The 18,760-nt window shown below is 61.8% G+C and carries 19 protein-coding genes; 12 read left to right on the forward strand and 7 right to left on the reverse strand.

Features of this window, described 5'->3' with window-relative positions; all coding sequences use genetic code 11:
- Positions 1 to 108 precede the first annotated feature (108 nt).
- The 4 genes from speA to LCH64_RS08270 all read left to right on the forward strand — a co-directional run bounded on the left by speA (position 109) and on the right by LCH64_RS08270 (position 5,269).
- Positions 109 to 2,022 (forward strand): arginine decarboxylase, encoded by a 1,914-nt coding sequence (gene speA, locus LCH64_RS08255; protein ID WP_003221289.1) that lies wholly within the window; start codon positions 109 to 111, stop codon positions 2,020 to 2,022.
- A 230-nt stretch (positions 2,023 to 2,252) separates the two neighbouring features.
- On the forward strand, positions 2,253 to 3,590 hold the full coding sequence (locus tag LCH64_RS08260) for a contractile injection system protein, VgrG/Pvc8 family (RefSeq protein ID WP_226499939.1): 1,338 nt from the start codon (positions 2,253 to 2,255) through the stop codon (positions 3,588 to 3,590).
- Complete coding sequence (locus LCH64_RS08265; protein WP_226499940.1) at positions 3,587 to 4,381, forward strand: DUF4123 domain-containing protein; 795 nt, start codon at positions 3,587 to 3,589, stop codon at positions 4,379 to 4,381. Before LCH64_RS08260 ends, LCH64_RS08265 begins: the two co-directional genes overlap by 4 nt.
- Before the next feature lie 12 nt (positions 4,382 to 4,393).
- Positions 4,394 to 5,269 (forward strand): alpha/beta hydrolase, encoded by an 876-nt coding sequence (locus LCH64_RS08270; RefSeq protein ID WP_226499941.1) that lies wholly within the window; start codon positions 4,394 to 4,396, stop codon positions 5,267 to 5,269.
- On the opposite strand, the gene LCH64_RS08275 is transcribed toward LCH64_RS08270, so the two are convergent.
- Both LCH64_RS08275 and LCH64_RS08280 read right to left on the reverse strand, forming a co-directional pair.
- The gene (locus LCH64_RS08275) at positions 5,263 to 6,612 is read right to left on the reverse strand and encodes an MATE family efflux transporter (protein ID WP_226499942.1); all 1,350 of its coding nucleotides are present in this window, start codon (positions 6,610 to 6,612) and stop codon (positions 5,263 to 5,265) included. The two genes, LCH64_RS08270 and LCH64_RS08275, sit on opposite strands and share 7 nt — an antisense overlap.
- A 150-nt stretch (positions 6,613 to 6,762) precedes the next feature.
- Positions 6,763 to 7,056: a hypothetical protein gene (locus LCH64_RS08280; RefSeq protein WP_003221294.1), complete on the reverse strand. Its 294-nt coding sequence runs from the start codon at positions 7,054 to 7,056 to the stop codon at positions 6,763 to 6,765.
- Between the two features lie 159 nt (positions 7,057 to 7,215).
- Between LCH64_RS08280 and LCH64_RS08285 the strand changes: the two genes are divergently transcribed.
- The 5 genes from LCH64_RS08285 to LCH64_RS08305 all read left to right on the forward strand — a co-directional run bounded on the left by LCH64_RS08285 (position 7,216) and on the right by LCH64_RS08305 (position 11,755).
- On the forward strand, positions 7,216 to 7,518 hold the full coding sequence (locus tag LCH64_RS08285; RefSeq protein ID WP_007951009.1) for a MazG-like family protein: 303 nt from the start codon (positions 7,216 to 7,218) through the stop codon (positions 7,516 to 7,518).
- The gene (locus LCH64_RS08290) at positions 7,518 to 8,267 is read left to right on the forward strand and encodes a methyltransferase (protein ID WP_003221296.1); all 750 of its coding nucleotides are present in this window, start codon (positions 7,518 to 7,520) and stop codon (positions 8,265 to 8,267) included. The genes LCH64_RS08285 and LCH64_RS08290 overlap by 1 nt, the downstream gene beginning before the upstream one ends.
- A gap of 12 nt (positions 8,268 to 8,279) precedes the next feature.
- Complete coding sequence (locus LCH64_RS08295) at positions 8,280 to 8,888, forward strand: DUF4136 domain-containing protein (protein ID WP_226499943.1); 609 nt, start codon at positions 8,280 to 8,282, stop codon at positions 8,886 to 8,888.
- Between the two features lie 51 nt (positions 8,889 to 8,939).
- On the forward strand, positions 8,940 to 9,497 hold the full coding sequence (locus tag LCH64_RS08300) for a DUF4136 domain-containing protein (RefSeq protein WP_226499944.1): 558 nt from the start codon (positions 8,940 to 8,942) through the stop codon (positions 9,495 to 9,497).
- 254 nt (positions 9,498 to 9,751) lie between these two features.
- Entirely contained in the window at positions 9,752 to 11,755 is a 2,004-nt protein-coding gene (locus tag LCH64_RS08305; RefSeq protein WP_226499945.1) for a pilus assembly protein TadG-related protein, read from the forward strand.
- Here LCH64_RS08305 and LCH64_RS08310 read toward each other — a convergent pair.
- Positions 11,752 to 14,499: a PAS domain-containing protein gene (locus tag LCH64_RS08310; protein ID WP_226499946.1), complete on the reverse strand. Its 2,748-nt coding sequence runs from the start codon at positions 14,497 to 14,499 to the stop codon at positions 11,752 to 11,754. The genes LCH64_RS08305 and LCH64_RS08310 overlap by 4 nt on opposite strands.
- Entirely contained in the window at positions 14,496 to 14,942 is a 447-nt protein-coding gene (locus tag LCH64_RS08315) for a TadE/TadG family type IV pilus assembly protein (RefSeq protein WP_103484592.1), read from the reverse strand. Before LCH64_RS08315 ends, LCH64_RS08310 begins: the two co-directional genes overlap by 4 nt.
- Before the next feature lie 75 nt (positions 14,943 to 15,017).
- On the opposite strand from LCH64_RS08315, the gene LCH64_RS08320 reads away from it, so the two are divergent.
- Together LCH64_RS08320 and LCH64_RS08325 are read left to right on the forward strand one after the other, a co-directional pair.
- Positions 15,018 to 15,488 (forward strand): prepilin peptidase, encoded by a 471-nt coding sequence (locus LCH64_RS08320; RefSeq protein ID WP_226499947.1) that lies wholly within the window; start codon positions 15,018 to 15,020, stop codon positions 15,486 to 15,488.
- Positions 15,489 to 15,606: 118 nt separating this feature from the next.
- Positions 15,607 to 16,392, forward strand: coding sequence for a response regulator transcription factor (locus tag LCH64_RS08325; protein ID WP_226499948.1), 786 nt, complete (start codon positions 15,607 to 15,609; stop codon positions 16,390 to 16,392).
- A 60-nt stretch (positions 16,393 to 16,452) separates the two neighbouring features.
- Here the strand turns inward: LCH64_RS08325 and LCH64_RS08330 are convergent, their stop codons facing one another.
- The 3 genes from LCH64_RS08330 to LCH64_RS08340 all read right to left on the reverse strand — a co-directional run bounded on the left by LCH64_RS08330 (position 16,453) and on the right by LCH64_RS08340 (position 17,464).
- On the reverse strand, positions 16,453 to 16,860 hold the full coding sequence (locus LCH64_RS08330) for a response regulator (protein ID WP_226499949.1): 408 nt from the start codon (positions 16,858 to 16,860) through the stop codon (positions 16,453 to 16,455).
- Between the two features lie 66 nt (positions 16,861 to 16,926).
- Complete coding sequence (locus LCH64_RS08335) at positions 16,927 to 17,139, reverse strand: Flp family type IVb pilin (protein ID WP_007963011.1); 213 nt, start codon at positions 17,137 to 17,139, stop codon at positions 16,927 to 16,929.
- A 118-nt stretch (positions 17,140 to 17,257) separates the two neighbouring features.
- Positions 17,258 to 17,464: a Flp family type IVb pilin gene (locus tag LCH64_RS08340; RefSeq protein WP_045121964.1), complete on the reverse strand. Its 207-nt coding sequence runs from the start codon at positions 17,462 to 17,464 to the stop codon at positions 17,258 to 17,260.
- A 344-nt stretch (positions 17,465 to 17,808) separates the two neighbouring features.
- Between LCH64_RS08340 and cpaB the strand changes: the two genes are divergently transcribed.
- Positions 17,809 to 18,741, forward strand: coding sequence for a Flp pilus assembly protein CpaB (gene cpaB, locus LCH64_RS08345; RefSeq protein WP_226499950.1), 933 nt, complete (start codon positions 17,809 to 17,811; stop codon positions 18,739 to 18,741).
- Positions 18,742 to 18,760 lie beyond the last annotated feature (19 nt).

Genomic DNA, 18,760 nt, shown 5'->3' on the forward strand with positions numbered 1-18,760 from the left:
GCGGTCAGCGCGGTCTACCGCCGCGCTGACGAATCGTCATTTTCATTCTTTAGACTGCGCCGGCCTGCGATCAGGCGACGCACTATGACTTCTTTATAGGGGACTTCGATGTCCGTACGACGCACACGTAAAGACGATGGCAGCCAATGGACAGTTGCGGACAGCCGCAGTGTTTACGGGATTCGCCATTGGGGGGCCGGGTATTTCGCGATCAATGACGCCGGTCGCGTCGAAGTTCGTCCGAACGGCCCGAGCAGTTCGCCTATCGACCTGTTCGAACAAGTCGACCAACTGCGCAAGAGCGGCTTGTCCCTGCCGTTGCTGGTACGTTTCCCCGACATCCTGCAAGACCGTGTCCGTCAGCTGACCGGTGCTTTCGACTCGAACATCGAGCGCCTGGAATACCAGAGCAAGTACACCGCGCTGTACCCGATCAAGGTCAACCAGCAAGAAGCGGTGATCGAGAACATCATCGCCACCCAGAACGTTTCCATCGGTCTGGAAGCCGGCTCCAAGCCTGAGCTGCTGGCGGTGCTGGCGCTGGCGCCGAAGGGCGGCACCATCGTCTGCAACGGTTACAAGGACCGCGAGTTCATCCGTCTGGCGCTGATGGGCCAGAAGCTCGGCCACAACGTGTTCATCGTGATCGAGAAAGAATCCGAAGTCGGCCTGGTGATCGAAGAAGCCGCCTCGCTGAAGGTCAAGCCACAGGTCGGTCTGCGCGTGCGCCTGTCGTCGCTGGCGTCCTCGAAGTGGGCGGACACCGGTGGCGAGAAATCCAAATTCGGTCTGTCGGCGGCGCAACTGCTGTCGGTGGTCGAACGCTTCCGCGCTGCCGGCCTCGATCAGGGCATTCGCCTGCTGCACTTCCACATGGGTTCGCAGATCGCCAACCTGGCTGACTACCAGCACGGTTTCAAGGAAGCGATCCGTTACTACGGCGAGCTGCGCAACCTTGGCCTGCCGGTCGATCACATCGACGTCGGCGGCGGTCTGGGTGTCGACTACGACGGTACTCACTCGCGCAACGCCAGTTCGATCAACTACGACATGGACGACTACGCCGGTGTCGTGGTCGGCATGCTCAAGGAATTCTGCGACGCGCAGAGCCTGCCGCATCCGCACATCTTCTCCGAAAGCGGCCGCTCGCTGACCGCGCACCACGCGATGCTGGTGGTGCAGGTGACCGACGTCGAGAAACACAACGACGAAATCCCGCTGATCGAAAACAAGGAAAACCTGCCGGAAACCGTGCAGTGGCTGGTGGACCTGCTCGGCCCGACCGACATCGAGATGGTCACCGAGACTTACTGGCGCGCCACGCACTACATGAGCGACGTGGCTTCGCAGTACGCTGACGGCAAACTGACCCTGGCGGAAAAGGCCCTGGCCGAGCAGTGCTACTTCGCTGTGTGCCGCCGCCTGCACAACTCGCTGAAGGCGCGTCAGCGTTCGCACCGTCAGGTGCTCGACGAACTGAACGACAAGCTGGCCGACAAGTACATCTGCAACTTCTCGGTGTTCCAGAGCCTGCCGGACACCTGGGCGATTGATCAGGTGCTGCCGATCATCCCGTTGCATCGTCTGGACGAAGAGCCGCTGCGTCGTGCCGTGCTGCAAGACCTGACCTGCGATTCCGACGGCAAGATCAACCAGTACGTCGACGAGCAGAGCATCGAGACCAGCCTGCCAGTGCACGGTCTGAACGAAGGTGAAGACTACCTGCTGGGCGTGTTCCTGGTCGGCGCCTATCAGGAAATTCTCGGCGACATGCACAACCTGTTCGGTGACACCGACTCGGTGAACATCTACCAGAACGCCGATGGCAGCGTGTACCACGCCGGCATCGAGACCCACGACACCATCGAAGACATGCTGCGTTATGTGCACTTGTCGCCGGAAGAACTGATGACCCACTACCGCGACAAGTGCGCCAGTGCCCGTATCAGTGCCAGCGAGCGCACGCAGTTCCTCGATGCCTTGCGTCTGGGGCTGACCCGCTCCTCCTACCTGTCTTCCTGAGTCAGGTCTGTTGCACCGGGTTGTCTGAAATTTTTCCGCAAGCTGCGGAAAATTCGGATGACCCGGTGGGACATCTCCCAAATTCCCCGCGAAAAGACTGCATGACATCGCCCGTGAAGTCATCCGGTCTGCTTTTCGCGTAGGTCATTTCCTAAGTTGTACTTCAGCTCTCTACTCGGCCATGGCTCTCGGCGAGAATCCCCGGCCGTCCCTCCTGTAGAGATCCGCCCATGTTCGAATCAGTCAACGAGCCGTCGTTTCGTCTCGATGTAGCGGGGCTGCCCGACCCCTTCGAGGTGCTGGCCTTTACCGGGAGTGAGGGCATCAGCGAACCCTTCGTTTTTGCAATCGATCTGTTGATCGATGATCCGCAACTGGACCTTGCCGGTCTGCTTTTCCGCTCGGCGTTCCTGCAGTTCGGCCCCCTGCACAATGGCTTGAGCGGACAATTGCAGAGTCTTGTCCAGCACGAGCACGCCGAGGGTTGCCGCTTGTGTCGGGTGACGCTGGGGCCGAAGCTGAGTTGCCTGGCGCTACGGTTCAGCCAGCGGATTTTCAGCAGCCAGTGCGTGCCGCAGATCCTCGCTCAGGTGCTCAAGGAGCACGGGATCATCGGTGCGCAACGACGCTTTGATTTGCACTGCGATTACCCGGTGCGCACTTTTTGTACCCAGTACTGCGAATCGGATCTGCAGTTTGTGCAACGCCTGTGCGCGCAGGCCGGGATTCATTACTACTTCGAGCACCGGCCCGACGGGCACTGCGTGGTTTTCGCCGATGATCCTGCGCGCTTGCCCGTGGCGGGTGTGGCGTCTGTGGACACGGGCGCGAGTGCGGCGACGGTAAGACGCTGGCAGATAGAGATGAATGCGCCGGATGCGGGCGCGCATCCCGCCCGGATCGGCAAAGCTTACGGCCACAGCGATCTGCCGACCTTGCGCAGCGCGCAGTGGCTGGCGCTGACCGAACATCCGTTTACCGAGTGCAACCGCCGCTGGTTGCTGAGCCGGATCGAGCATCGTGCTGACCCCGCCAGCGAGCCGTCTTACAGCAATCGGATCGTTGCCGCCGCCCAGGCGCCACTCCCTCCGCTGGCGAGCACTTGTACCCGACCGCGGATGCACAGCCTGCAACGTGCCTGGGTGGTGACGGTCGATGAACCACAACCTGACGACCTGCGACCGGTGGCCGTGCAGTTTGACTGGCTTTACCAGGGCGAAGGCGCTGCCGCCAGCCACTGTTGGCTGCCGCTGGCGCCGGCGTTGAGCGACACGTCGCTGGCATCGTTGCGTGAAGGGGTCGAAGTGGTGGTGAGTTTTCATGAGGGCGATCCGGATCAACCGGTGATCAGTGGCGTGCTGCAGGAACCGGCGGTGATCGAAGACGTCGACGAGTCACTGGCGCTGCCGGACGTGCTGGCGAGTGCGGGTCTGGCGCAATGGCTCCAGTCCGCCGAACCGCTGTTGCTGTTGTGCCTGTTGCCCGGCGGCGGCAGTTACAACCATTGCACGGCGTCGATCTGCAGTTGCCGACTGGTCGCGTCGCTGGATCAGGGCGGCGCCACTTGAGCGGCGTCGGGTTTGCCCAGCAGGCACAGTGGCTGTTGCTCGACGGCACCGACGCGCAGCAGGCGTTGGCGATACTGCGTCAGGGTTTCGCCGGAGTACGTTGCACGCGGCTGCTCGAGGGCACCGAGTTTCAAGCGGTGAGCGAGTACGGGCCGCTGCTGGTCGAGTTGCACGAGAGCCCGGCACTGGCTGCGCTGTGCCACCGCGATCCGCAGACCTGGCGCGGTCTGCTGCTGGCCAGCGATGCTTCGCAGCAGACACTTCTGAACCACCTGCGCCGGATGCTCAGCGTTTCGTTCGGGCTCAACCACCGTGCCTTGCTCGGTTACTACAACCGGCAGACAGCGAGTTATTTCTTCGATGCCTGTGATGCCGCCGACTTGAGCCGCTGGCTCGGGCCGATCCGGCTGATGCGCTGGTTCGGTGGCACCTGGGCCGACCTCGCCATCGGCAGTCAGGGCTGGCAGCAACTGCGCAATCCGCAGTGGGCGGTCGAGCCGTTGGGGATCGACGAAAGCCTTACCCATCGTCAGCGCGAACGTTTGCAAAGTTGCCTGTTGGAACACCACATCTGGCGCTGGTGCCAATCACTCGGAACCGATTACACGCGGATGGCCTCCCATGTGCAGGAGGGGCTGACCCTGGGTTTCAGTGACCGAACCGTGCTGGATGGCTGGTTGTGGCTACGCTTGCAGCATCCCCGAGCGGGATTGCCAGGCATGCCGGACGGGCTGACCCAGCAGGAACGGCTCGACCATGTGCGGCGACAGTGGCAGAACGATCAATCTTGAGGTGCGACATCCATGACAAATCCTCTGTGGCAGCGGTTCGGCGCAGTCCTCGGCGGGTTTCTGCTGCTGGTGCTGACGGGATGTTCCCCGGTCAAGGTGCTCAATGCGCTGACCCCCGACGACACGTTCCACAAAACCGCCGGGATTGCCTATGGCGATGATCCTCGACAGAAACTCGACGTCTACGTGCCGCGCCAGCCGCTGGAGGACGCGCCGGTGGTGGTGTTCTTCTATGGCGGCAGCTGGAACAGCGGTGAGCGTGGCGATTACGCGTTTGTCGGCGAGGCGCTGGCGTCGCGGGGGATTGTCGCGGTGCTGGCGGATTATCGGCTGTACCCGCAAGTGCGCTATCCGCTGTTTCTTGAAGACTCGGCGCGGGCAGTCGCCTGGACTCGCGCGCATATCCGCGAGTTCTCCGGCAACCCACAACGCCTGTATCTGATGGGCCACAGCTCCGGCGCCTACAACGCCGCGATGCTGGCGCTGGACCCTGGCCTGCTGGGGGCGGTGGGCATGTCGTCGAAAGACCTCAGCGGCTGGATCGGCCTGGCCGGGCCGTATGACTTTTTGCCGATCAACAATACCGACGTGCGCCCGGTGTTTTTCTGGCCGGACTCACCGCCGCAATCGCAGCCGATCAACCACGTCAGGCCGGGGGAGCCTCCGGCGCTGCTGATTGCTGCGACCAAGGACAATCTGGTCAACCCGACGCGCAACACCGCCGGCCTCGCGAAAAAACTGCGTGAGGTCGGCGTGCCGGTGCAGGACCTGTATTACTCGCGCCCCAATCATGTGACGCTGGTGGCGACCCTGTCGCGGCCGCTGCGGCGCTTGGCGCCGGTACTCGATCAGGTCGTGGCGTTCGTCAAACACACACCGACTCAGTGAGTGGCGCCGCTGAACCAGCCGTCGTTACGCCGCAGCCACAGGGCGAAGGCGCCGAGAGTCAGACTGCGCAAGACCATGAACAGCAGGAACGTTATCCACAGCCCATGATTGCCCAGCCCTTGCAGTGCCCACGCGAATGGCAGCAGCAGGGCGATGGTCAGCAGCATGCCGTTGCGCATTTCCCGGGCACGGGTGGCGCCGATGAACAGACCGTCGAGCAAGTAGCTCCAGACCGCAATCAGCGGCAACACCGCCAGATACGGCAGGTAGATGAACGCGGTGTCGCGCACGCTCTGGATGTCGGTCTGCATCTCGATGAACAAGTGCCCGCCCAACAGAAACAGCGCGGCGAAACCGAGGCTGGCCAGCAGCGACCAGCCGCCGGCCACCACCAGTGAGCGGCGCAGGGCGAGGCGGTCGCGGGCGCCGATGGCGTGGCCGCACAAGGCTTCGACCGCATGGGCCAAGCCGTCCAGTGCATGCGCGGTCAACAGCAGGCCATTGAGCAGCAAGGCATTCGCCGCCACTGTGGCATCGCCCAATCGCGCGCCTTGCACGGTGATCAGGAAAAACACCGATTGCAGCGCCAGGCTGCGGATGAAAATGTCGCGGTTGACTGCCAGCAACGGGCGCCAGCTCTGCCTGACCTTCAAGGCCGCCCAGGCGATGTGCCCGGGATAGGCGCGCAAGGCGCCGCGGGTCAGCCACAGGCCGAGCAGGGCGCCGCTCCACTCGGCAATCACCGAGGCCCGGGCCGAGCCGACCACACCCCATTCCAGGCCAATCACGAACCACAGGTTGAGAGCGATGTTGATCAGGTTGGTGCTCAGCAGAATCGCCAGCGGCGCTCGGGCGTTCTGGGTGCCGAGGAACCAGCCGACCAGGGCGTAACTGGCCAGTGCTGCCGGCAAGCCGAATAGTCGGGTGTGGAAGAACTCGCGGGTCAGTTGATCGAGTTCGGCTGACGGCTGCATGAAGTGCAGGGCCACGCCGCTCAGCGGCACGCCGAGAGTGCCGAACACGATTGCCAGTCCCAGCGCCAGCAGCAAACCCTGCAACAGAATCTGCCGCAACGCCGCGCCATCGCTGCGCCCGGCGGCCTGGGCGGCAAACCCGGTGGTGCCCATGCGCAGAAAACCCATGGCCCAGGCAAGAAAAGTGTAGAGGCTGGCACCGACCGCCACCGCACCCAACTGATGGGCATGGGGCAGGTGGCCGATGACGGTGCTGTCGACCAGCGCCACCAGCGGCACGGAAATATTCGAAAGAATCATCGGCGCAGCGAGCGCCCAGACCTTGCGGTGAGTCGGGCGGTCGCGCCAGTCGGCAATCAGGTTGGACATGGAGGCTCCTTGGGGGAGCGGGGATTGTAGCGATTCATGCGACCTATTGTGGGAGCGGGCTTGCTCGCGAAGGCAGTGTGTCAGTCAAAACAGCTTTTACTGATCTGACGCTTTCGCGAGCAAGCCCGCTCCCACATGGGAAGAGAGGTGTCAGTGGATGATCCAGCTCAACAACCACAACCCCAGCAGCAACCAGATGATCCCGGCAATGATCGACGCATTCATGAACGCGCGAATCGCCGACCACAGCAGCATCAAACCGACAATCAGCGCGAGGATGCTGATGATCGAGGTGTCCATGCCCAACGTCTTGGCCAGACCGTCGACAAAGTTGCCGCCGGCATGGCTCAGCACATTGAACAGGCCACTGAGGCCATCAACGATAAAGCGGATGACCGAACCGAGCGCCTGGCCGAGCCATTCGAAAAAGCTTTCTACCTGCATGTGTGCATCCTGATGAAAGAGCTGAGCCTTGGGCCACAACGCAGGTGGCCGAGTTCCCTGCAACTATAGAGGGTTTGCCTCAATCCTGTGTGGGAGCGACGCGTGCCCCTTGCCTTCGTTTGGCATCCCCCCGAAGCTATACGCCTTCAGGAGAACCCGATGAACCTTGTTGAACTGACCGAACGCCTGCACGCCATTCGTGACCGCAATGACTGGCGGCAATTTCACAGCCCGAAAAACCTTGCCATGGCTGCCAGCGTGGAAATGTCCGAGCTGGTGGAGATCTTCCAGTGGCTGACTGAAGACCAGTCGCGCCAGTTGCCCGCGGACAAACTGGCGCATGCCGGGCAGGAAGTCGGCGACATCGTCTTGTATCTGTTGCTGCTTTGCAGCGAGTTGGGGCTGGACATGAATGAAGTGGTGCGCAGCAAGCTCGCCGACAGCGAACGGCGGTTCAGCTGATGAGCGACCGGCATTTCGATCAGTTGGCGACCCGTTTCGCCGAAAAAATCTATGGCGGTGCCAAAGGTGCGATTCGCCTCGCAGTATTGCAGGCCGATCTTGCCGAAGCGTTGCCGGATCGACCGTTGCGCGTGCTGGACATCGGCGGCGGTCTGGGCCACATGTCGCTGTGGCTGGCCGAGCGCGGCCATCAGGTGACCTTTACCGAACCGGCTGAGCCGATGCTTGAGGGCGCCCGTCAGCGCTTCGCCGAAGCCGGGCAGAGCGCAACGTTCATTCAGGCGCCGTGGCAGGAGCTGCTCGGTCAGCTCACCGAACCCTACGATCTGGTGATCTGCCACGCCGTGCTCGAATGGTTGGCCGAACCGCATGCGATCCTGCCGGTGCTGCATCAACTGACCAAGCCCGGTGGCTGGTTGTCACTGGCGTTCTATAACCGCGATGCGCTGATCTACCGCAACCTGCTCAAAGGCCATTTCAAGAAAATGCGCAAGAACACCCTGGCCGGGGAAAAGCAGAGTCTGACCCCGCAACAGCCGCTCGATCCGCGAGAATTGGCAACGCAACTCGAAGGGTTGTGGCAGGTCGAAAGCCAGAGCGGGATCCGGGTTTTCCACGACTACATGCCGGTGGAATTCCAGGCTCGCGCCGAACTGGTGGATTTGCTGGAGATGGAGCTCGCTCACCGTCGCCACCCAAGCTTCGCCGGGCTTGGGCGTTACTTGCACTGGATCTGCCGGCCGATCTGATCGGAGCACCACATGAAAGCTCAATCCGGGTTATTGCTGATCTGTCTGGGGTTGGCTGCCTGCCAGGGCAGCAACCCGTACGTAGCGCAATCGCGGCCCTTGCCACCGGCGCCGCCTCAAGCCGCCAACACCTTTGATCGCAGCGCCTATCCGGCGCCGCCGCGCGACTATGCGCGCTATCGCAACTGGACCTGGCTCAACGGTCAGTTGCCGCCGGGCACGGCCTGGGCCGATTCGGCGCAAGTGGCCGAAGCGGTGAGCAATGCACTGGATCAGCGCGGGTTGCGGCCGTTGCACGACAACCGTCCGGCCGACCTGCTGGTCAGCGCCAATCTGCGTCTGGAAACCCGCTTGCGTCAGGTCCAGGACGATTACGGTTACGGCGGATACAGTGGCTATGATCGCTACGGGCGCGGTTACGGCATCTACAACAGCGTGCCGATTGTTCGCACTTATCAGGAGCAGGTCGTGGTGGTGCAGGTCAATCTGTTCGACGCCGGCACCGGTCAACCGGTGTGGAGCGCCAGCGCCGAAACCGCCAATCAGGGTAGCCAACTGGTGCGCACCGACGCCATTCGCGAGGCTTTGGAAAAAGCCCTGTCGGCCTATCCGCCGAGCTAGACTTCAGGTGAGAACGCATCGCAGGTTTATGCCTTCAACCGGAGAAAACCCATGTTCCGCCGTCTCGCTTTACTGGCCATGGCCGCACTGCTCAGCGCCTGCGCTGCCAACCAGGTCAATCACGACTTCGATGCCAGCCGCGACTTTGCCGCCTATCGCAGCTGGAACTGGAAAGAACCCGCGCTGCAATACCGCCCTGATGATCCACGGATCAAGAGCGACCTGACCGAACAACGCATTCGCCAGGCCGTCAGTGATCAGCTCGACCAGCGTGGCTTGCGTCCTGCGGCAGCGGGCACCAAGGGCGACCTGAGCGTGCAAGCCTATCTGATCGTCGAGGATCGCCAGCAGCAAGTCACCACCAACTACGGCGGCGGTTGGGGCGGCCCGTGGAACGGATACTGGGGCGCACCGATGTACAACGAAACCCGCAACATCACCTACAAAGTGGCGACGATCCAGATCGACCTGCTCGACGGCAAGGACGGCAAACTGGTGTGGCGCGGCAGCGACGAGCAGATGCTCAGCAGCACGCCGAACCCCGAGGATCGCAGCAAAGCGGTGCGCGAAACGGTGGGCCGGATATTGGCCAACTATCCACCGCGCTAAGCCGCTTTACACAACGGGAGCCCCAGCGGCTCCCATTTTTTTGCCCCACCACAAATCCCCATTGTGGGAGCGGGCTTGCTCGCGAAGGCGGCGTGCCAGCCACATCCATGTTGAATGACACAGCGCATTCGCGAGCAGGCGAAGACCTGCGGGGTTTTGTGCAGCACCAAATGGCGCGTTGCCACTAGCGCCGTCTACACTCAACTCCACCATCGGAGGTAGCGCTCGGCAACGCGCCGGCAAAGGAGTGCGCCATGTCGCCTCGTATGCAGTTCAACGGCAAGGCCCGGCAACGCGGGGCGATCGGGTTGATGGCGGCTGCCACCCTCAGCCTGGCGCTGGTGTTGATGCTGTTGGTGGTCGATACCGGTCGGCTGTACATGGAGCAGCGCAAGTTGCAGCGGGTGGTCGACAGCGCGGCGCTGGAAGCGGTCAGTCGCGGCGGCAATTGTCAGTCCGGTCTCAGCGCGGCCACTTATGCCGGACAAAGCGCCGTGCGCAATGGCTACATCGTCGATAGCAACAATACTCTGGTGACCACTTGTGGCAGCGTACAGACCGCGGCCAGCGGGCTGCGCGCGTTCACTGCCGACGCGACCCAGTCGACGGCGATCAAGGTCGCGGCCAGCCGCACGGTAACCACCAGTTTTGCCGGCGGCGTGCAGGCCTTGTTCAGCGGCTCGACGGTCAGTCTGAACACCACGCTCAACGCCTCGGCCGTCGCCGCGCAACCGACCCCGACGGTTGCGCAACTGAACATCCGCAGCACCCTGGCGAGCATCAACACTGCGCAGTCAAACATTCTCAATCCGCTGTTTTCCGGGCTGCTCGGCGGCAACGTCAACCTCACGGCACTGGGTTGGGATGGTCTGCTCAACACCGACATCAACCTGCTCAGCTACCTCAACCAACTGGCAATCAACCTCAACGTCGCCGCTGGCAACTACACGCAACTGCTCAACACCCAGGCCACGGTCACCCAACTGATTCAGGCGGCCGCGACGGTGGTGCAGCTCAATGGCGCGACCGCCACGGTGATCACTGCGCTGGGTCAGTTGCAGGTTGCGGCGATCAATGCTGCGCCGGTCAAGCTCGGCGACATCCTGCAGTTGCAGACCGGCACCACGGCGGCCGGGCTGGATGCCAACCTGCAACTGCTGCAACTGATTCAGGGTGTGGTGCAACTGGCCAACAGCAAAAGCGCGGTGGCCGCGACCTTGCCGATCAGCGTGCTGGGGCTGGCCAACGTCACGGTGCGGGTCAAGGTGATCGAGCCGCCGCAGTTCTCGGCAATTGGTGATCCGGCGCGGGCCAAGGCCAATCCGTTGGGGGCGGACCGGATTTATGTGCGCACGGCGCAGATTCGTACGATGCTTTCACTGAATCTGCCGGTGCTGTCCGGGGTGACCGGGTTGGTCAATGCGGTGCTGGGGTTGGTCGGCACACTGACCCCGACCCTCAACGCGCTGCTGAGTTTGAATCTGGTGGCGACGCTTAATTCAGTCGGATGTCTGCTCGGCGCCGGTTGCCAACAGCTTGATCCGCAGTTGTTGCCGTCGCCGGAAATCGACATTGCCCTGGATGCCGGTGGCGCTATCAGTTACGTCACCGATTACAGCTGCCCGATCGGCCCGGGAACTTCGGGCACCAAAAGCCTGACCGCCCACACCGTCACCTCGATCGCGGACCTCAAGGTCGGCAAGATCGACCCGACCAATGCTTTTTCCTCGCTTGCCGAACCGACGGTTACACCGTTGCCACTGGTTGATTTGGGCACGGTGACCTGTCACAAGATTCTCGGTCTTGGAACCTGTGATGAGAGCACCCACGTTCAGTACGGGGCGGGCGGGATCGCGATCATGGTCAATACCAGCGTTGCGCAAAACTCTCAGGATCTGTTGTATTCCAGCAGCACGCCATTCGCCACACCGGCCAACCTCAAACTGCCGCCGAGCGTGATTTCAGCAGCGCCGTCGAGCAACATCGTCAGCAGCCTGGCGAACACTTTGGCAGGGATCAATCTGATCGTGTACAAGCCACAGGGCAGCAACCCGCTGGGGGCTATCGTCACCGGCGTGGCCAGTCTGATCAGCGATGTCACGGCCATTCTGCAACCGCTGATCACCAACCTGCTCAGCCCGTTGCTCGACCCGCTGCTGAACAACCTGCTCAAAGCCTTGGGCATCAACCTGATGGACGTTGACGTCGGCGCCAACATGACCTGCGGCCAGACCGGCAAGGCCTATCTGGTGATCTAGGCGTCCGGGGCAATCGGCAACTCGATGCAGAAACGTGCGCCTTCCAGCGAATTGCGCACGCTCAATTGGCCGCCCATGTTTTCGATGATGCCGTAGCTCACCGACAGGCCGAGCCCGGTGCCGACGCCCACCGGTTTGGTGGTGAAGAACGGTTCGAAAATCCGTTCCAGCAAGCGCGGGTCGATGCCGCCGCCGTTGTCCTCGACCCACAGCCGTACCTTGTGCTCGTCGCGCTCGGCATAAATCGAGATCCATGGCCTGAACGTTGAGTCTTTCTCGCGTTTGCCGAGCAGCGCATCGCGGGCGTTGACCATCAGGTTGATCAGCACCTGTTCCAGCTGATCGACATAGCCGCGCACCTGCACGCTGAAAGCAGTTTCGCTGATGCGCAGATCGACACCTTTGCCGCGCATGCCTTCGGCCAGCAACGACAGCGTGCCTTCGATAGCCGAGGCCGGGTTGAACAGTTGCTGTTCGATCTCCGAGCGGCGGCCGAACACGCGCATGTGATCGACCACTTTCGCGGCGCGCTGCACCTGGGCGTCGATGCGGTTGAGTTTGTCGGTCAGATAATCGATCTGCACATCGCCGTTGCCCAGGCGCTTGAGCACGTTGACTACGGCCATGCGCATCACATTCAGCGGCTGGTTGATTTCGTGGGCGAGGCCGGTGGCCATTTCGCCGAGGGTAGCCATTTTCGCGCTTTGCGTGAGTTGCTGCTGCGAGCGTCGCACCTCGGTGTTGTCGCGGCCCACGGCTTGCACTTCAAGCAAACGCCCGTGTTCATCGAACACCCCGCGATCGGACCACACCCACCACGCATGCTCGCGCCCAGGTAATTGCAGACTGATTTCGGCGGTGCTCACCGGCAACTCCGGGGTCAGCAGCGCCAGACGCTGGACGAAGGCGGCGCGTTGTTCCTCGGACATCCAGCTGCCCAGATCGACCCCCGGCAATTGCTCCGGCGTGCATTCCAGATAAGTCGCCAGCGGCCGGTTGCCGAAGGTCAGGGTCAGGTCCGGGCGATAACGGCAGATCATCGCCGGTGAGTCTTCCACCAGAATCCGATAGCGTTCCTCGCTGTGTTTGACCTGCTCGGCGGCGAGGGTCGCTTCGGTGACGTCCAGCCACAGGCCGACGGCTTCGACCGGCAGGCCAAGGTCATTGCGCAGCAGCCTGGCTTCGTCGAGCAGCCAATGGTACTCACCGCGTGCGTCGCGCAAGCGATAACGCGCGCGCACCGAGCCTTCGCGCAACAGTTGGCGGCTGCGGGCGAAATACAGTTCGCGGTCTTCAGGGTGCACCAGTTGCACCCAGTCGGTGCCGCAGCCCTCGTCCGGCGTCCAGCCTAGCAGCGGCTGCAGGCTGGCGCTGAAGAAGTCGGGAAGCAGCGCGCCCTCGACGTAGCGCTGCACATAAATCACTGCCGGCGAACTGGCGATCAGGTTATCCAGCCGCGCATGGGCGGCTTCGGCGCGTTGCTGCTGGTTGCGCGTGTCGCTGATGTCGAGCATGAACCCCACCAGCCGCCGCTGTTCTCCGCTGCCGGCGACCTGGCCCTGAACCCGATACCACACGGGTGTTTGTCCGGGACCGCTGCGGTGCAGACGGACGCTCAGGGTCAGGGCTTCACCTTGCAGTTGCAGGGCGCGCAGGCGGCTGCGCAGTTCCTCGCGATCGGCCGGATGAATCAGTGTCAGCCAGTCTTGCACCGGCATACGCGCGCTGTGTGCAGGCAGCACCTCGAGCAACGCCGGAGCCAGCAGCACGTCATCGCCGAGCATTTCCCACCAACCGGTGCCGAGCAGGCTTTGCAGCGATTCGAGGCGTTCGCTGTATTGATGATGCTGCTGCTCACGCAAGCGGCCGAGCAGGGGCGCTGCCAGTGCGCTGGTCAATGCCAGCCAGTCGCGGTCGTTCAGATGCGGCGCGGCAACGTCCACGGTATAGAAGCCGCAGAGCAACCACGCGACCACACCACGATCATCGCTGTAGGGCACGGCGAACCCGTCGGCGTTGCCGAACGTGGCCTCCACCCGCGCGTGTTCGTACAAGCCATGATGGGCGCCAAGGCGTTGCGGCGCGCTGCCGTTGAGGCTGTCGAGCGGCGTACCCAGACGCTGGCCGTCCTGCCACAGCAGCGGCGCATCGTGGGCGCGATACTGTTCGTAGATTTGCCAGCCCTGTGCCTGTTCGTCGAGCAGCGCGATGGCCAGACACGGGATATGCCAGCGCTGGGCGATGGCCTGCAATTGCTCGCTGACCACCATCGGCAAACGCGTCAGGCTACACACGCGCAAGTGTTCGCTGATCTGTCCGGCCAACGCCTGACACGCTTCGCGGTGGCGCGACTGCTGACGCTTCAGCAGCAGGTCAGCGATGTCCATCAGTTGCAATACCCAGCCCGCCGCCGAAGGCTGCACCCAGCCGCGCAGGTGCAGGGTCTGATCGCTGAGGCCGGGGAAATCCAGGTCGAGCATTTGCCCTTGCCAGTCCTGCGGGCGGCCCTCGATGGCCAGCGTGCTGTGCGCGAGCAAATAAGCCGATAACGGCAGCGGCGAATCGTGGGGCGGCTGTTGCGCCAACAGATGACGCAACGGCCCGGCCATCTGCAGCACGCGGCCGTCGTGGTCCAGTTGCAGGTGCAGGCCCAGCGGCGGTGAACCGAGTGGGTCGGGCAACTCGTTGGCAGGCACTGGTGCGCGTTTGAGCAGGCGCCCGAACAGATTGTCGCCGCCGGTCAAAATTTCAGGCTCGACGCGGCGGAGAGGGTGGCGGGCAGGCTCGGTACTGCACCCACGCCCGGCAGCACCAGAAACGGAATGACCTGATTGAGCTTGCTGGTGGGGTAATCGACCCTGACCGTCAGCGTACCTTGAGTGGCGTCATACACCGCCGAGGTGTCGACGCCGACGACCAGGTTCAGCGCGGGTGGCACCCACTGCAATTGCTGGGTCAGCGCGGCGTTGGCGGTGCTGACCACCACGGCGGCGTAACCGGGGGTATTCGGGTCGACCGCGACGCTGCGGCGCACTGCTTCGGACGTCGCCTCATTGAAAGTCTGCATCAATACAAACGGCAGGCTGTAGCTGACCAGCGCATAGAACACAGCGAAAAAAATCACGAATACCAGGGCGAATTCGATCGCCACTGCGCCTGCCTGTGATTTTGCGAAGCCGGTTTTCATGAGTGCGTCTACCCTGACTTTCACTGCGTAGTATCAGCATAGAATCATTCAGAAAAATCGGACGGATTTAACCGGATGCAGAGTTTAGTTCTCCTGATCTGGCTGGCCCTGTGCGCCGCCCAGGATGCCCGGCAACGGCGTATCGCCAATGGGCTGACATTCGGTGCGGGGGCGCTGGCGCTGATCTATCTGTTGGCGACCGGCACCACCTGGCTCGGTGCCGAGGCGCAACAGGGATTGTGGGCCGCCGTGATCGCCCTGGCGTTGACCATTCCGGGGTATTTCATGGGCCGTATGGGCGCGGGCGATGTGAAACTAATGACAGCCATGGCCCTTGCGACGAACGGTTTATTCATTCTTTGCGCGTTTATCGGCGCCGGCGTCGCCAGTTTGCTCTGGCTGCTGATCGCGCCAAGAGTCTGGCTTCATATGAGTCAACGACTTAGAGAACATCATCGATATATGGAGCCTGTAGCGTCAAAGAAGCTGCCATTTGCGCCGTTCGTGCTGCTGGGTGTATTGGCTTCGATACATTGGATCCATTAGTCGCCAGATGCCACTAGTCCTATGTACATAGTCGGAAAGTGCGTCTACTTTCAAATGAAGTGGTTACATTGCCAAAGTGCAGAAAAAGTCAGCTTTGGCCCGAGCAATGGAGTGGTTCGTGAACAAGCTTACGTCGGCGGTAAAAGTGCTCGTGGTCGATGATCAACCGTTGATCGTCGAAGAGTTGTGCGAGTTTCTCGAAAGCAGCGGTTACCGCTGTGTGCCGTGTGAATCCAGTGCGCAGGCGATCGAGCGTTTCCGCGAGGACGCAGAGATCGGCCTGGTGCTGAGCGATCTGCACATGCCGGACATGGACGGCATTCAGTTGGTGCAGGAGCTGCAACGGATCTGCGGCAAGCACCGGGTGTTCGAGGCGATCATGCTCACCGGCCGCGCTGACAAACAGGACGTGATAAAGGCCCTGCGCGCCGGGATTGCCGACTACTACCAGAAGCCGATCGAGCTGGATGAACTGCTCGAGGGTGTGAAGCGTCAGGAAGCGGCGCTGCAAGAGCGGCACAAGAATGTGCAGTTGGGGCATCTGAACCAGAAACTGCAATATCTTTCCGAATCTATCGACGATCTTTACCAGGACCTGGACAAGGTCCGGCGCAGTCCGGCGACAGTGGTCAGCGACATGCTCGGCGGTGACAGCGGCGAGTCGGAGCAGGAGATTCCGGCGATCTTCAATCAGTTGTCGCCACGGCAACTGGATGTGGCGCGGCTGGTGGGCAAGGGGCAGACCAACTATCAGATCGCCTGCGAGCTGGGCATCACCGAAAATACCGTGAAACTGTATGTCTCGCAGGTGTTGCGTCTGACCCACATGCACAATCGCACGCAGTTGGCACTGGCGCTGTCTCCCAGTGCTTCGGCCGCCCGTCAGCGTGTGACCGCACACTGATCCCGCTTGCCTGTCCCTCGCGGACAGGCAGTCAATTCTGCCAAAAATACCTTGAGCGAATTACCTGGCCTGTGTCTTGGGTTTGGGGAACAGATTGTCCAGGGTTTCCAGCAGGCGCACGTGGTAGATCGGCTTGCGAAACAGGTCCAGCACCTGCAGGCGCAGCATGTCGCTGACGTCTTCCATATCGGCATGTCCGGAGGTCACGATCACCGGCAGAAGCTCACGTGAAGTGTGCTCGCGCAGGCGTTTGATCAGCGACATGCCGGACTCCTCCGGCATGCGCAGATCGGTGATCACCAGGGCGATATCCGGATGACGGGTGAGGTGGTGCAGGGCGAGTTTCACCGAGGTGGCGGTGTGGCAGACAAAACCCTCGCCCTCCAGTAACTCGGCCAGCTCAAGTAACGCGTCCTCTTCGTCGTCAACCAGAAGCAACTGTTGGCGGGGGAGTGAGGAAGCAGTCATGGGCAGTCCCTGAAAAGCTGAAAGTGAGATCGAGTGTAGCGCGACATTCGCCGGACGCGACTCACATCAGGGGGTCTGCACCGGAGCGGTTTGCGCAGTGCCGCCGAGGGACACCAGGACGTTGTTGAAAATCGCAAAGATTTTCGCGCCCAGCGGTGTGATGAACACCACCACCACGACCGCCACCATAGCCACGACAATCGCGTACTCGATGGCTGAAGCGGCTTCCGTGCTGGCCAGAAAGGACCTCAGGCGCAATATCAGGTATTCAAGGATCATTGAAATTCTCCTCATGACAGCGGGAGATCGGACCTGTGAAATCCGATGATTGCCAGTGCCGGAGCGTTGCTGTTTTCAGCAGGGGGCCAAGGCACTGGAAGAAGGGACAGGATTTTGATTAAGGCGCGACTCTGCTCTGTGCCGTGCCACCGAGCTTGGTCAGCACCAGGTTGAAAATGGCCAGCACCTTGTCGCCGATGGGCGTCACAAACACCACAACCACGACAGCCACCATTGCCACCACAATCGCGTATTCGATGGCAGACGCGCCTTCTTCACTTCTGCACAGCAGCCTGGCCCTGGCCAGTAGATAGTCGATGATCATCCGAAACATACGTCCACTCCTTTGCGCCTCTGGCGCCGATCCAACGCTACAGCGGCATGCTTTCACCGTGCTATCAAAGCATTGTCAACAAACCCCCGCTCAACAACTGTAAGAACGGATTAATCACAAAGGATTAATCGGAATGTTAGTTGAGCCAATCCCTACAGTTAATTGGCCATGACTCATACTTTAGTGGGTTATTTTCCTGTCAGTAATGGCGTTTTTGCTCGGATCAGCTAGCGTGGAAATAGCGAAATCGTTGCATGTTCATAGCTGCCTGATCGCGAAAAATTCTCTCGACAGGAAGTACAGGCTGTCGGTGCAGCAGGAAAGGGAGAGCCGTCATGAACAGTCGCGTCACCATGGGTCTTGCAGCAGTGCTGCTGTTGGGAGCAATCGTCGTTGGCTATTGGGGCCTGGTCCTCAGTCGGCAATCGGCTCCCGTGGCCCAGACGCCTGCCGCCCCGGTGGTCGCCGTGGAAAAAACCGTCGCCGCCGCTGAAGACCAGACCCGCCAGCCAGTGGTTGTGCTGCTGCACGATGTCCCGCCGTTCACGCCTCTCACGGCTGCCGATGTGGCGGTGGAGAAACTGCGCAGTGCGCCAGCCGGCAGCCTATCCAGTGTCGATCAGGCAGTCGGTCGCACACCCTGGCGGCACCTGAGTGCCGGCACCTGGCTCAATGACGAAAGCTTTCAGGCCGGCGGCTCGCTGGCGCGGATGATCCACAGCGATGAGCGCGCGTTGACCGTGGCGGTGGACGAAGTGATTGGCGCCGCCGGGCAACTGATCCCCGGCGACTACGTCGATGTGCTGCTTTACCTGCGTCAGGACGCGAGCAATCTGCAGCAGTCGGCGCAGATCGTGGTGCCGGCCATGCGCGTGCTCGGTGTCGGTGAGCAATACGGCCTGACCAACGATGGGCAGCCCGCCAATCCGGCCCTCAGCGCCGACGACAAACTCAAACAGGATCAACGCCGGATTGCCGCGCGCACCGTGGTGCTGGCGGTGCCCGAACAATTGCTCAGCCGGATGATGCTCGCCACTCAGGTCGGTACGTTGCGCCTGGCTGTGCGCAGCAGCGAGGAGCAGCGCCTGGCCAAATACTGGGCCGGTGAAAAACAGTCGCCGGCGCACCTGGACAACGCCAACAGCCAGCTCTTCCAGTTCACCCAACTGGCCCTTGGTGGCGCGCCGAAAGCGCCGGCCACTGGCGGCCATGCACGGACGCCGATGGAAGTGATCCGCGGCAATCAGCTTTCCCAACAAGCCCCATGACTGAGCAAGGATCCACGTG

This window comes from Pseudomonas sp. MWU16-30322 (assembly GCF_020515535.1).
GTDB classification, from domain to species: domain Bacteria; phylum Pseudomonadota; class Gammaproteobacteria; order Pseudomonadales; family Pseudomonadaceae; genus Aquipseudomonas; species Aquipseudomonas fluorescens_H.